A 13,693-nucleotide genomic window follows, 5' to 3' on the forward strand; every position below is an offset into this window, starting at 1 on the left:
GGACAGTCATGGAACTTCACGACGTCTGGTTCGTCCTGATCGCCGTCCTGTGGACCGGCTACTTCTTCCTGGAGGGCTTCGACTTCGGGGTCGGCATCCTCACCAAGCTGCTGGCCCGGGACCGGGCCGAGCGGCGGGTGCTCATCAACACCATCGGGCCCGTCTGGGACGGCAACGAGGTGTGGCTGCTCACGGCGGGCGGCGCGACCTTCGCCGCCTTCCCCGACTGGTACGCCACTCTCTTCTCCGGGTTCTACCTGCCCCTGCTGGCCATCCTGGTCTGCCTGATCGTGCGGGGCGTGGCCTTCGAGTACCGGGCCAAGCGGCCCGAGGAGAACTGGCAGCGCAACTGGGAGACGGCGATCTTCTGGACCTCCCTGATCCCGGCGTTCCTGTGGGGCGTGGCCTTCGGGAACATCGTGCGGGGCGTCAAGATCGACCGGCACTTCGAGTACGTCGGCAGCTTCTGGGACCTGCTCAACCCCTACGCCCTGCTCGGCGGACTGGTGACGCTCACCCTCTTCACCTTCCACGGGGCGGTGTTCACGGCGCTGAAGACCGTCGGCGACATCCGGGGGAGGGCGCGGCAGCTGGCCCGCTGGGCCGGTCTCGTCGCGGCCGTGCTGGCGGTGGGCTTCCTGCTGTGGACGCAGGCCGACAGCGGTGACGGCAAGAGCCTCATCGCCCTGGTCGTGGCGGCCGTCGCCCTGGTGGGCGCGCTGGTCGCCAACCAGCTCGGGCGCGAGGGATGGGCGTTCAGCCTGTCCGGCCTCACCATCGTGGCGGCCGTGGCGATGCTCTTCCTGTCGCTCTTCCCGAACGTCATGCCGTCCACCCTCAACGGCGACTGGAGCCTGACGGTCAGCAACGCCTCGTCCAGCCCCTACACCCTGAAGATCATGACCTGGCTCGCGGTGATCGCCACCCCGCTGGTGATGCTCTACCAGGGGTGGACCTACTGGGTGTTCCGCAAGCGGATCGGCACCCAGCACATCGCCGAACCCGCACACTGAGTCCGCCGAGGGTGTGTTTCACGTGAAACACACCCTCTGGGCCGAAGGGTCTGTTTCACGTGAAACCAGTCGATCCTCGTCTGCTGCGGTACGCCCGCGCCACCCGCTTCTTCCTGGTGGCGGTCGTCGCCCTGGGCGCCGTCGGTGCCGGGCTGGTCATCGCCCAGGCGATGCTCATCGCCGAGGTGGTCGTCGGCGCCTTCCAGCACGGACGCTCCCTGGCCGGACTGACCACTCCCCTGCTGCTTCTGGTGACGGTGTCCGTGGGGCGGGCCCTGGTCGCCTGGCTCACCGAACGGGCCGCCCACCGGGCGAGCGCTGCGGTGAAGTCCGAACTGCGCGGCCGGCTGCTGGAGCGGGCGGCGGAGCTCGGTCCCGGGTGGCTCGGCGGGCAGCGCACCGGCTCGCTGGTCAACCTGGCCACGCGTGGGGTCGACGCCCTCGACGACTACTTCTCGCGCTATCTGCCGCAGCTGGGGCTCGCGGTGGTGGTGCCGGTGGCGGTGCTGGCGCGGATCGTCACCGAGGACTGGGTGTCGGCGGCGATCATCGTCGGCACCCTGCCGCTGATTCCGCTGTTCATGATGCTGATCGGCTGGGCCACGCAGGCGCGGACGGACCGGCAGTGGCGACTGCTGTCCCGGCTGTCCGGCCACTTCCTGGACGTGGTCGTGGGACTGCCCACGCTGAAGGTGTTCGGCCGGGCCAAGGCGCAGGCCGAGTCCATCCGGCGGATCACCGGTGAGTACCGCCAGGCGACCATGCGGACCCTGCGGATCGCCTTCATCTCCTCCTTCGCGCTGGAGCTCCTGGCCACGCTGTCGGTGGCGCTGGTGGCCGTGACGATCGGCATGCGGCTGGTCCACGGCGACATGGATCTGTACATCGGTCTGGTGATCCTGGTGCTGGCGCCGGAGGCGTATCTGCCGCTGCGTCAGGTGGGGGCGCAGTACCACGCGGCGGCGGAGGGACTGGCCGCCGCGGAGGAGATCTTCGAGGTGCTGGAGACGCCGGTGCCGGTGTCCGGGACCGCGGCGGTGCCGGCGGGGGCGGTGGCCTTCGAGTCGGTCACGGTGCGGTACCCGGGGCGGTCCGTGGACGCGGTGCGCGAGGCGTCGTTCACCGTCGAGCCCGGGGAGACGGTGGCGCTGGTCGGGCCGAGCGGGGTGGGCAAGTCCACCCTGCTGAACGTGCTGCTGGGGTTCGTACGGCCCGCCGCCGGGCGGGTGCGGGTCGGCGGCGTAGACCTCGCCGAGCTGGACCTGGCGCAGTGGCGGTCGCGGATCGCATGGGTGCCGCAGCGGCCGCATCTGTACGCCGGGACGATCGCGGAGAACGTGCGGCTGGCGCGGCCGGACGCGGACGACGGCGCGGTGCGGGCGGCGTTGCGGGACGCGGGGGCGCTGGGCTTCGTGGACGCGCTGCCGGAGGGTGCCGGCACGGTGCTCGGGGAGGACGGGGCGGGGCTCTCGGCGGGCCAGCGGCAGCGGCTGGCGCTGGCGCGGGCGTTCCTGTCGGACCGGCCGCTGCTGGTGCTGGACGAGCCGACGGCGGCGTTGGACGGGGTGACCGAGGCGGAGGTCGTCTCCGCGGTGCGGCGGCTCGCGGTGGGCCGCACGGTGCTGGTGGTCGTGCATCGGCCCGCGTTGCTGGAGGTGGCCGACAAGGTCGTACGACTGGAGCCCGCCACCGGAGGCCCCGCGCTGGAAGGTGAGCGGACGGCAGGACAGCCGGCCCTGGCCGAGGAGCCCGAGGCGCCTGACGCCACGCCCTCCGAGCCGTCGCCGATGCCCGCACCGCCCACTGCGTCGGACCGCACCCGCAGCGCCCTCGGCTGGGTCCGTGGGCTGGCCGGGGCCCGGCGGGGGCGGTTGGTGCTGGCACTGGTGCTGGGGAGTCTCGCGCTCGGCAGCGCCGTGGGGCTGATGGCGACCTCGGGATGGCTGATCTCGCGGGCCTCGCAGCAGCCGCCGGTGCTGTATCTGATGGTGGCCGTCACGGCGACGCGGGCGTTCGGGATCGGGCGGGCCGTGTTCCGCTATGCCGAGCGGCTGGTCTCGCACGACGCCGTGCTGCGGATGCTGGCCGACACCCGGGTCGCGGTCTACCGGCGGCTCGAACGCCTGGCCCCCGCCGGGCTGCGCGACGCCCGCCGCGGTGATCTGCTGACCCGCCTGGTCGCGGACGTGGACGAACTCCAGGACTACTGGCTGCGCTGGCTGCTGCCCGCCTCCGTCGCCCTGCTCGTCTCCGGTGCGACCGTCGGCTTCACGGCCTGGCTGCTGCCCGAGGCGGGCGCGGCCCTCGCGCTGGGCCTGCTCGCGGCCGGGGCCGGTGTGCCCCTGGTGACCGCGGCCGCGGCCCGGCACACCGAGCGCCGGCTGGCCCCCGCTCGCGGCGAACTCGCGACCCGCGTCACCGATCTGCTCACCGGCACCGCCGAGCTGACCGTGGCCGGCGCGCTGCCCGCCCGTACCGGCGCGGCGAGGCGGGCGGACGGCGCGCTGACCCGGATCGCCTCGCGCGCCGCCGCCGCCACCGCGCTCGGCGACGGGCTCACCGCGCTGATCTCCGGCCTGACCGTCACGGCCATGGCGCTGTCCGGCGTCCAGGCGGTGGCGGCCGGACGGCTCGGCGGTGTCGCGCTGGCCGTCGTCGTCCTCACCCCGCTGGCCGCGTTCGAGGCCGTCCTCGGGATGCCGCTCGCCGTCCGCCACCGACAGCGGGTGCGGCGCAGCGCGGAGCGGGTGCGGGAGGTGCTGGACGCGCCGGAGCCGGTGCGCGAGCCCGAGCGGCCCCGCCCGGCGCCCGCGACACCGTTCCCGCTGGTCCTGAAGGGACTGGCCGCGCGGCACGAGGGGCAGCGCGGGGAGGCGCTGGCCGGGCTCGATCTGACGCTGGAGCGGGGCCGCCGGATCGCCGTGGTGGGGGCCTCCGGCTCCGGCAAGACGACCCTCGCCCAGGTGCTGCTGCGCTTCCTGGACCCGCGCGCCGGCTCCTACACCCTCGCCGGGGTGGACGCCCGCGAGCTGCCCGGCGACGAGGTGCGGCGGCTGGTCGGGCTGTGCGCCCAGGACGCGCACCTCTTCGACAGCTCGGTGCGCGAGAACCTGCTGCTGGCCAGGAAGGGCGCCACCGAGGCCGAGCTGCGCGGGGCGCTGGCGCGGGCCCGGCTGCTCGACTGGGTGGACGGGCTGCCCGACGGTCTGGACACGCTGGTCGGCGAGCACGGGGCGCGGCTGTCCGGCGGCCAGCGGCAGCGCCTCGCGCTGGCCCGCGCGCTGCTCGCCGACTTCCCCGTGCTGGTCCTGGACGAGCCGGCCGAACACCTGGACCTGCCGACGGCCGACGCCCTCACCGCCGATCTGCTGGCCGCCACCGAGGGCCGTACGACCCTGCTGATCACCCACCGGCTCGCCGGTCTCGGCGAGGTGGACGAGGTCCTGGTGCTGGACGCGGGCCGTGTCGTACAGCGGGGCCCCTACGCGGAACTCGCCGCGGTGGACGGTCCGCTGCGCGCGATGGTGCGCCGCGAGACGGAGACGGAGTCGCTGGCGGGAGCCCCGTGCGGGGCTACCCGTGCTGCGTGAGCAGCCGTTCGATCACGAGCGCCACGCCGTCCTCCGTGTTGGCGGCGGTGCGGCCGGAGGCGGCGGCCACGGCGTCGGGGTGCGCGTTGCCCATGGCGTACGACTGCCCGGCCCAGGTCAGCATGTCGATGTCGTTGGGCATGTCCCCGAAGGCGACGACCTCCTCGGGCGAGATACCGCGCTCGGCGCAGCACAGGGCGAGCGTGCTGGCCTTGGAGACCCCCGGGCCGCTGAGCTCCAGCAGGGCGCTGGGGCTGGAGCGGGTGACCGTGGCGCGCTCACCGACGGCCAGGCGGGCCAGGGTGAGGAAGGCGTCGGGGTCGAGGGTGGCGTGGTGGGCGAGGATCTTGAGCACGGGCTGCGCGGCGGTCGGGCCGTCCGGTGCGAGCAGCTCCTCGGCGGGCAGCCGGTGGCCCGGCACCTCCATGTGCAGCCGGGGATAGGCGGGCTCCTGGTGGAAGCCGTAGGTCTGCTCGACCGCGAACGCCGTGCCGGGCGCCGCCTCGCGCAGCAGCCGCACGGCGTCCAGGGCGTTGGCGCGGGCCAGCTCGCGCACCATGGTGAACCGGTGGGCGCCGGGGCCGCCGTGCAGGTCGACCACGGCGGCGCCGTTGCCGCAGATGGCCAGCCCGTGGCCGTGCACATGGTCGCTGACGACGTCCATCCAGCGGGCCGGGCGGCCGGTGACGAAGAAGACCTCGATGCCCGCCTGCTCGGCGGCGGCCAGGGCGGCGACGGTCCGCGGGGAGACCGACTTGTCGTCGTGCAGCAGGGTGCCGTCGAGGTCGGTGGCGATCAGCCGCGGGCGGATCGCGGCGGCGGGGGTCCCGGGTTGCCTGGTCGCTGAGGTCATCCGGTCATTCTCGCGCATATGCCCGCACGGGCGTGCGGAAGTGTGCACAGATGAGACACAGATGACGCTCGGGCCGCCCCCGCCGCCCCATGAGGGGTCTCAGGTCACCTGCCCCGGGGACACGGACGAGCGTGTCCCGGGACACGTCAGCGGAGCTGGGCGAGGCCCTCCATGGCGATCCGCTCGAAGACCTTCTCGTCCGCGGCGAAGTCGGAGTCCGGGATGGGCCAGTGCAGCACGATCTCGGTGAAGCCGAGGTCCCGGTGGCGGCCGGCGAAGTCCACGAACGCGTCCAGCGAGGTGAGCGGGCGGCCGCGGTCCGGGGTGAAGCCGGTGAGCAGGATCTTGTCCAGGCCGGCGACGTCCCGGCCGGCCTCCGCGCAGGCGTCGGACAGCCGCGCGAGCTGCCCGCGCAGCGCCTGCACCGACTCCTCCGGGGTGCCCGTCTCGTACAGCTTCGGATCGCCCGTGGTCACCCACGCCTGGCCGTGGCGCGCGGCGAGCCGCAGTCCGCGCGGGCCGGTCGCGGCCACGGCGAACGGCAGCCGGGGGCGCTGCACGCAGCCCGGGATGTTGCGCGCCTCGTCCGCCGAGTAGAAGCGGCCCTCGTACGTCACCGCGTCCTCGCTGAGCAGCCGGTCGAGCAGCGGCACGAACTCGGCGAACCGGTCGGCGCGCTCGCGCGGGGTCCAGGGGTCCTGGCCGAGCGCGGTGGCGTCGAAGCCGGTGCCGCCGGCGCCGATGCCCAGGGTGATCCGGCCGCCGGAGACGTCGTCCAGGGAGATCAGTTCCTTGGCGAGGGTGACCGGGTGGCGGAAGTTCGGGGAGGTGACCAGGGTGCCGAGGCGGAGCCGCTCGGTGGCGGCCGCGGCGGCGGTCAGGGTGGGGACGGCGCCGAACCAGGGGCCGTCACGGAAGCTGCGCCAGGACAGGTGGTCGTAGGTGTACGCCGTGTGGAAGCCCAGCTGCTCGGCGCGCGTCCAGGTGGCGCGGCCGCCTTCGTGCCAGCGGCGGTACGGCAGGATCACGGTGCTCAGACGCAGACTCATGCGTTCGAGGGTAAGCGGTGGGTCGAGGCGGGGCGGGCCGGGTCAGCGGGGTCCCGGGAAGCGCAGATAGCGCGGGGGCACGGCGGCGGTCAGCCAGACGCCGTTGGCGCTGACCTGGAAGACATGGCCGTCGCGGTGCATGGTGCCGGCATCGACCACGAGGACGACCGGGCGGCCCCGGCGGGCACCGACCCGGGCGGCGGTGTCGCGGTCGGGGAGAGGTGCACGGCATGCCGGTCCATGGGTTCCAGACCGGTGGCCCGGATGGACTCCAGGGCGCGGGGGTGGGTGCCGTGGTAGAGGTACGGCGGCGGGGTGGCCGGGGGCAGGCCCAGGTCCACGGCGATGGTATGGCCCTGGTTGGCGCGGATCCGGGCGCCGTCGATCGTGAAGCGCTGTTTGTCGTTGGTGGCGACGACCCGGTCGAGTTCCTCGCGGGTGAAGGGGAAGCCGTGCGCGGCCGCCGCGGTGATCAGGGTGTCGATGTCCACCCAGCCGGCCGCGTCGGGGGTGAGGCCGAGGCGGGCCGGCTGGTGGCGGAGATGCCGGGAGAGGTACTTCGAGACCTTGACCGTGCGTCTGTCGTCCCTGGGTTCTTCGTTCATGGATTCAGGGTGGGCGAGAGACGCGGATCACGCAGCTCGTTTTCCGTGGGGAGGTTTGATCCACAGCCAACCCCGGTTATCCACAGGATAATGAGCGAAGTTGTGGACAACTGGCCTTCCTGAAAGGGGGTGTTGAGAACCCTCGTCCCCAACACCCCGACTCTGCTCACATCTTCGGTTCCACCCGTGCCAGCCGGCGCAGTGCCCCCGGCAGCACCCGGGACAGGAGGTGCGCGCCCCGCGCCTCCGGGGTCACCGGGACCACCGGGCGGTTGTGGACCACCGCGTCCAGGATCGCCGAAGCCACCTTCTCCGGCGGGTAGTTGCGCAGTCCGTACAGGCGGGCGGAGTTCTTCCGGAGGCGGCGCTCCTCGGCCTCGTCGGCCCCGGCGAAGCGTGCCGTGGAGGTGATGCCGGTGTTGACGATGCCGGGGCAGATCGCCGTGACACCGATCGCCTGGGACGCCAGCTCCGCGCGCAGGCACTCGGAGAGCATGAGGACCGCCGCCTTCGAGGTGCTGTAGGCGGGCAGCACCCGGGAGGGCTGGAACGCGGCGGCGGAGGCGATGTTGACGATGTGGCCGCCCTGGCCCCGCTCCGCCATCCGCGCCCCGAAGAGCCGGCAGCCGTGGATCACGCCCCAGAGATTGACGTCGAGGACCTTGCGCCAGTCCTCGGTGGTCGTGGCGAAGAAGGAGCCGGACAGGCCGATGCCCGCGTTGTTGACCAGCACGTCCAGCACGCCGTACGCGCGGTGGACCCGCTCGGCCAGCTTCTCCATGGCCTGCTCGTCCGAGACGTCCGCCGTTTCGGCCCATGCCTCGGGCGCGCCGATCAGCCGGGCCAGTTCCGCCGTGCGGGCCGCCGCCTCCGCGTCCCGGTCGACGGCCACCAGCCGCGCGCCTGCCTCCGCGAACGCGAACGCCGTCGCCCGGCCGATCCCGCTGCCCGCGCCGGTGACCAGCACCAGCTGCCCGCCGAACCGCGCCGCGTGCGGCCCGGTCGCCTTCGGCTCGGGGCGGCCGCCCTCCACCGACACGACGAACTCCTCGATCCAGGCGGTCAGCGGGTCCGGCCGGGTGCGCGGCGCCCAGTGCTTGGCCGGGAGCGTGCGCCGGGTCAGCTGGGGGACCCAGCGGTCCAGGTCGTCGTACAGCCGCTCGGAGAGGAACGCGTCGCCCTGGGGCGTGATCAGCTGCACCGGCGCGTGCGCGAACGCGTCCGGGCGGGGGTGGGTCAGCCGCGGCCGCACGTTGTCCCGGTACAGCCAGGCGCCGTGGGCCGCGTCCTCGGACAGGGAGGAGGTCGGGTAGTCGCCGGCGGGGACGCCCTCGCTCCGCTCCAGGAGCTTCGGCCAGTGCCTGCCGAGCGGGCCGCGCCAGGCCAGCTCCGGCAGCGCCGGGGTGTGCAGCATGCCCACGTACCAGGACTTGGCGCCCTGGCCGAGGAGCTGGGCCACCCGGCGGGGCGTCGGACGCTTCAGACGGTCGTTGATCCAGTGCCCGAAGTGGTCGAGGGACGGCCCGGAGATGCTGGTGAAGGAGGCGATCCGGCCCTCCGTGCGGCCGACCGTGACGAACTCCCAGGACTGCACCGAGCCCCAGTCGTGCCCGACGAGGTGCACCGGGCGGTCCGGGCTCACCGCGTCCACCACGGCCAGGAAGTCGTCCGTGAGCTTGGCCAGCGTGAAGCCGCCGCGCAACGGCCGCGGCGCCGTGGAGCGGCCGTGGCCCCGGACGTCGTACAGGACCACATGGAAGCGCTCCGCGAGGCGCGGCGCCACCTCGGACCACACCTCCTTGCTGTCCGGATAGCCGTGCACCAGGACCACCGTCGGCTGCTCCGCGTCGCCCAGTTCGGCCACGCACAGGTCGATTCCGCCGGTCCGTACCGTGCGCTCGCGCGCACCCTTCAGGGTCGTCACTTCTCCTCCGCCCAGCGCCGCACGTGCGGCAGCTCGTCGTCCAGCCAGAACGCGCTCTGCTCGGGGTCCTTCGAGTCCGTGACCACGAGGAGCTCCTCGAACTTCGCCCCCGTGCCCCGGAAGCCCAGATGCGGCTCGACCGCCCACAGGCCCGCCTTCGGCGGATGGTCCGAGAAGCGGTACGGCGACCACAGCGGCGACCAGCCCTCGCGGTGGCCGTGCAGCGCGTCCGAGGCGAGGCCCTTGAGGGACTGGGTGCCGAAGCCGAAGAGGTGGGGCGCGAAGCGGCGCTCCCGCACCCGGTCCACCTTGTGGGCGATCACGCCGAAGGGGTAGGCACGATGCCGGTTGGCGTACCCCTGGCGGACCATGAGCCGCTCCACGTCCTCGTAGATCTCGCGCAGCGGGCGCCGCTCGCGCACCTCGCGCAGGAGCAGCTCCCGGTGCGCCTCCAGGTCCGCCATCAGCCGGTGCTGCACGGGGTTCGCCCCGAGGGACCCCGAATAGCCGATGTCGGCCGTGTATCCCTCGAACACCGGGGCCATGTCCAGGATGAACGGCATCCCGGGCGCCAGCTCCCGGTCGGTCGGGAAGAACTGGAGGGGGATGCGGAAGTTCACGAACGCCGTACGGTCCCCGAACCAGGCGAAGGGCAGATGGAACCAGTCCCGCACCCCGCGCTCGCGCAGCCACTCCCGCTGCATCCGCGCGGCCTCACGCTCGGTCACACCCGGCTCCAGGCGTGCCGCGACCGCCTCCGCGCACTCGTAGGCGAGGCGCTGCACCTTCTGGAATCCCCGCAGCTCCGTGGGGAGTTCACTGCTCACTGCCGTCGTCATGCCGCCTCGTCCCGTGGTCCGGCCGATTCCCGTCGGCTGCGGTACGCGTTCGTAACTTGACAGGGGAGAATCTGGCAGTTGTTAGAGGTCGCGTCAATAGGCGGGAGCGCGGGCCCGGGACAACTCCGGGTGCCCCCTAGGGAGGGGCGGCCCCTAGGGTCCTGTAATACCTGGGGCGGACCCGAAGACGGCTCTGTGGTCTGACGACCGGCGTGGCCGGGATCACTACCGTTCGGTGGGTGACTGTGATCGCGACCGAAAGCCTGAGCAAGCGGTTCCCCCGGGTGACCGCGCTCGACCGGCTGTCCGTGGACATCGGGCCCGGGGTGACCGGACTCGTCGGAGCCAACGGCGCCGGCAAGTCCACCCTGATCAAAATCCTGCTGGGGCTGTCCCCCGCCACCGAGGGCGGCGCCCGGGTGCTGGGCCTGGACATCGCCACCGAGGGCGCCGCCATCCGCGAACAGGTCGGCTACATGCCGGAGCACGACTGCCTGCCGCCGGACGTCTCGGCGACCGAGTTCGTCGTCCACATGGCGCGCATGTCGGGGCTGCCGCCCACGGCCGCGCGCGAGCGCACCGCGGACACCCTGCGCCATGTCGGCCTCTACGAGGAGCGCTATCGCCCCATCGGCGGCTACTCGACCGGCATGAAGCAGCGCGTGAAGCTCGCGCAGGCCCTGGTGCACGATCCCAAGCTGGTCTTCCTGGACGAGCCGACCAACGGCCTCGACCCGGTCGGCCGCGACGAGATGCTCGGCCTGATCCGCCGCGTCCACTCCGACTTCGGCATCTCGGTCCTCGTCACCTCGCACCTGCTGGGCGAGCTGGAGCGGACCTGCGACCACGTGGTCGTCATCGACGGCGGCAAGCTGCTGCGCTCCAGCTCCACCACCGACTTCACGCAGACCACGACCACCCTCGCGATCGAGGTCACCGACAGCGACACGCACCCCGACGGCACCGCCGCGGTCCGCGACGCGCTGCGCGGGCGCGGGGTGGACATCCACCACGAGGGCGCGGGCCTGCCCGGCGCCGGCCACATCCTGCTGCTGACCGCCGCGGGCGAGGAGACGTACGACCTGGTGCGCGACGTGGTCGCCGACCTCGGACTCGGCCTGGTCCGCATGGAGCAGCGCCGGCACCACATCTCCGAGGTTTTCACCACCGACACCGCCGAAGGCAGCGGCCACGGCGGCGACGAGCAGCGGAAGGAGGCCGTCGGCCATGGCGGTTGAGCAGCCCCTGAGCTCGCCCCCGGGCGAGACGACCCGGATCCACGACATCGGCTACCGCGGCTACGACGGCCCGCGCCTCGGCCGCGCCTACGCCCGCCGCTCCCTGTACTCGCAGTCCCTGCGCGGCGCCTACGGCCTCGGCCGCTCGGCGAAGTCCAAGGTGCTGCCCATGCTGCTGTTCGCGGTCATGTGCGTGCCCGCCGCCATCATGGTCGCCGTCGCCGTCGCCACCAAGGCGCACGAACTGCCGGTCGCCTACACGCGGTACGCGATCATGCTCCAGGCCGTCATCAGCCTGTACGTCGCCTCCCAGGCACCCCAGGCCGTCTCCCGTGACCTGCGCTTCAAGACGGTCCCGCTGTACTTCTCCCGGCCGATCGAGACCGCCGACTACGTGCGCGCCAAGTTCGCCGCGCTGGCCTCGGCGATCTTCATCCTCACCGCCGCTCCCCTGCTGGTGATGTACGTGGGGGCGCTGCTGGCCAAGCTGGGCTTCGCCCACCAGACGAAGGAATTCGCCGAGGGACTGGTCTCCGTGGCCCTGCTCTCCCTGCTCTTCGCCGGCATCGGGCTGGTCATCGCCGCCGTCACCCCGCGCCGCGGCTTCGGCATCGCCGCCGTGATCGCCGTACTGGTCATCACCTACGGGGCGGTCTCCACCCTCCAGGCCATCGCGGAGGTCCAGGGGCACTCCGGCGCCATCCCGTGGATCGGCCTGTTCTCGCCGGTCACCCTGATCGACGGCGTGCAGTCCGCCTTCCTGGGCGCCACGGCCCGAAACCCCGGCGGTCTCGCCCCCTCGACCGGAGAGGGCATCGTCTACGTCCTCGTCACCCTCGCACTGATCGCCGGCAGCTACGGCCTCCTGGTGCGCCGCTACAAGAAGGTGGGACTGTGACGACCCTCAGCATCGACCATGTCTCCCGCTGGTTCGGCAACGTGGTCGCCGTCAACGACATCACCATGACCATCGGACCCGGCGTGACCGGCCTGCTCGGCCCCAACGGCGCCGGCAAGTCCACCCTGATCAACATGATGGGCGGCTTCCTCGCCCCGTCCACCGGCACGGTCACCCTCGACGGGCAGCCGGTGTGGCGCAACGAGGACATCTACCGGCACATCGGCATCGTCCCCGAGCGGGAGGCGATGTACGACTTCCTCACCGGGCGCGAGTTCGTCGTGGCCAACGCGGAACTGCACGGCCTCGGCGCCAAGGCCGCCCAGCGGGCGCTGGCCACCGTCGAGATGGAGTACGCCCAGGACCGCAGGATCGCCACGTACTCCAAGGGCATGCGCCAGCGTGTGAAGATGGCCAGCGCCCTGGTCCACGAACCCTCGCTGCTCCTGCTCGACGAGCCGTTCAACGGCATGGACCCGCGCCAGCGCATGCAGCTGATGGACCTGCTGCGCAGGATGGGCGACGAGGGCCGCACCGTGCTGTTCTCCTCGCACATCCTGGAGGAGGTCGAACAGCTCGCCCGGCACATCGAGGTCGTCGTCGCCGGGCGGCACGCCGCCAGCGGCGACTACCGCAAGATCCGCCGCCTGATGACCGACCGTCCGCACCGCTACCTGGTGCGCTCCAGCGACGACCGGGCCCTCGCGGCGGCGCTGATCGCCGACCCGTCCACCGCGGGCATCGAGGTCGACCACGCGGAGGGCGCGCTGCGCGTCCAGGCCGTCGACTTCGGCCGCTTCACCACTCTGCTGCCGAAGGTCGCCAGGGACCACGGCATCCGGCTGCTCACGGTCTCGCCGTCGGACGAGTCCCTGGAGTCCGTCTTCTCGTACCTGGTCGCGGCGTAGGAGGCCGAAGATGTACGACCCCACAGTCGCCCGGCTCACCTACCGGGCCCTGCTCGGCCGTCGCCGGGCCCTCATCCTCGGCGCGCTGCCGCTGCTGCTCATCGTGATCGCCGTGGCCGTCCGCGCCCTCAGCGGGGCGGACGACCAGACGGCCGCCGACGTGCTCGGCGGATTCGCGATCGCCACCATGGTGCCGATCATCGGCGTCATCGCGGGCACGGGCGCGATCGGCCCGGAGATCGATGACGGCTCTGTCGTCTATCTGCTCGCCAAACCCCTGAAGCGGCCGACGATCATCTTCACCAAGCTGATCGTCGCCATCGCGGTGACCATGGTGTTCTCCGCGGTACCCACGATGATCGCGGGCCTGATCCTCAACGGCAACGGCCAGCAGATCGCCGTCGCCTACACGGTGGCCGCGCTGGTGGCCTCCATCGCCTACTCCGCGCTGTTCCTGCTGCTCGGCACGGTCTCCCGGCACGCGGTCGTCTTCGGCCTGGTGTACGCGCTGGTCTGGGAGGCGCTGTTCGGCTCCCTGGTGCCGGGTGCCCGCACGCTGAGCGTGCAGCAGTGGGCGCTCGCGGTCGCGCACAAGGTGGCCGGGGGCGACCTGGTCACCTCCGACGTCGGGCTGACGACGGCGGTGGTGCTGCTGGTCGCGGTGACCGTGCTGGCCACCTGGTACGCGGGGCAGAAGCTGCGCTCGCTGAAGCTGGCGGGGGAGGAGTAGGGAGCCATCGGGTCCCCGTCTTTTGACGGGGACCTCATCCCCGGCC

The 13,693-nt window shown here is 72.6% G+C and carries 10 protein-coding genes and 1 pseudogene; 6 read left to right on the forward strand and 5 right to left on the reverse strand.

All coding sequences use genetic code 11. The features are described 5' to 3' along the window. The first annotated feature begins 8 nt into the window (after positions 1-8). Positions 9-1,013, forward strand: coding sequence for a cytochrome d ubiquinol oxidase subunit II (gene cydB, locus GHR20_RS18515; RefSeq protein ID WP_153813804.1), 1,005 nt, complete (start codon positions 9-11; stop codon positions 1,011-1,013). Positions 1,014-1,072: 59 nt separating this feature from the next. Then, positions 1,073-4,603 carry a thiol reductant ABC exporter subunit CydD gene (cydD, locus tag GHR20_RS18520; protein ID WP_153813805.1) on the forward strand — a complete coding sequence of 1,177 codons (3,531 nt, stop codon included), beginning with the start codon at positions 1,073-1,075 and terminating at the stop codon, positions 4,601-4,603. Here the strand turns inward: cydD and GHR20_RS18525 are convergent. The 5 genes and pseudogenes from GHR20_RS18525 to GHR20_RS18545 form a co-directional block, all read right to left on the reverse strand. Then, positions 4,587-5,456, reverse strand: a complete 870-nt coding sequence (locus GHR20_RS18525; RefSeq protein WP_161215128.1) for an HAD-IIB family hydrolase — start codon at positions 5,454-5,456, stop codon at positions 4,587-4,589. The genes cydD and GHR20_RS18525 overlap by 17 nt on opposite strands. 146 nt (positions 5,457-5,602) lie before the next feature. Then, positions 5,603-6,505: an LLM class flavin-dependent oxidoreductase gene (locus GHR20_RS18530; protein ID WP_153813806.1), complete on the reverse strand. Its 903-nt coding sequence runs from the start codon at positions 6,503-6,505 to the stop codon at positions 5,603-5,605. A 42-nt stretch (positions 6,506-6,547) separates the two neighbouring features. After that, positions 6,548-7,110: pseudogene (locus GHR20_RS18535) on the reverse strand (RNA 2'-phosphotransferase). Between the two features lie 166 nt (positions 7,111-7,276). Beyond that, positions 7,277-9,034: an SDR family oxidoreductase gene (locus GHR20_RS18540; protein ID WP_153813807.1), complete on the reverse strand. Its 1,758-nt coding sequence runs from the start codon at positions 9,032-9,034 to the stop codon at positions 7,277-7,279. After that, positions 9,031-9,873: a M24 family metallopeptidase gene (locus GHR20_RS18545; protein WP_153813808.1), complete on the reverse strand. Its 843-nt coding sequence runs from the start codon at positions 9,871-9,873 to the stop codon at positions 9,031-9,033. The genes GHR20_RS18540 and GHR20_RS18545 overlap by 4 nt, the downstream gene beginning before the upstream one ends. 245 nt (positions 9,874-10,118) lie before the next feature. Here GHR20_RS18545 and GHR20_RS18550 point away from each other — a divergent pair, with 245 nt between their 5' ends. From GHR20_RS18550 to GHR20_RS18565, 4 genes are read left to right on the forward strand one after another with little or no spacing between them, the layout of a single operon-like run. After that, positions 10,119-11,111, forward strand: coding sequence for an ABC transporter ATP-binding protein (locus GHR20_RS18550; RefSeq protein WP_153816036.1), 993 nt, complete (start codon positions 10,119-10,121; stop codon positions 11,109-11,111). Then, entirely contained in the window at positions 11,101-12,009 is a 909-nt protein-coding gene (locus tag GHR20_RS18555) for an ABC transporter permease (protein ID WP_111585743.1), read from the forward strand. Before GHR20_RS18550 ends, GHR20_RS18555 begins: the two co-directional genes overlap by 11 nt. Beyond that, positions 12,006-12,917, forward strand: coding sequence for an ABC transporter ATP-binding protein (locus tag GHR20_RS18560; protein ID WP_111585744.1), 912 nt, complete (start codon positions 12,006-12,008; stop codon positions 12,915-12,917). Before GHR20_RS18555 ends, GHR20_RS18560 begins: the two co-directional genes overlap by 4 nt. Before the next feature lie 10 nt (positions 12,918-12,927). Beyond that, positions 12,928-13,647, forward strand: a complete 720-nt coding sequence (locus GHR20_RS18565; RefSeq protein WP_111585745.1) for an ABC transporter permease — start codon at positions 12,928-12,930, stop codon at positions 13,645-13,647. Positions 13,648-13,693 lie beyond the last annotated feature (46 nt).

This window comes from Streptomyces sp. SUK 48 (assembly GCF_009650765.1).
Taxonomy (GTDB): Bacteria; Actinomycetota; Actinomycetes; order Streptomycetales; family Streptomycetaceae; genus Streptomyces.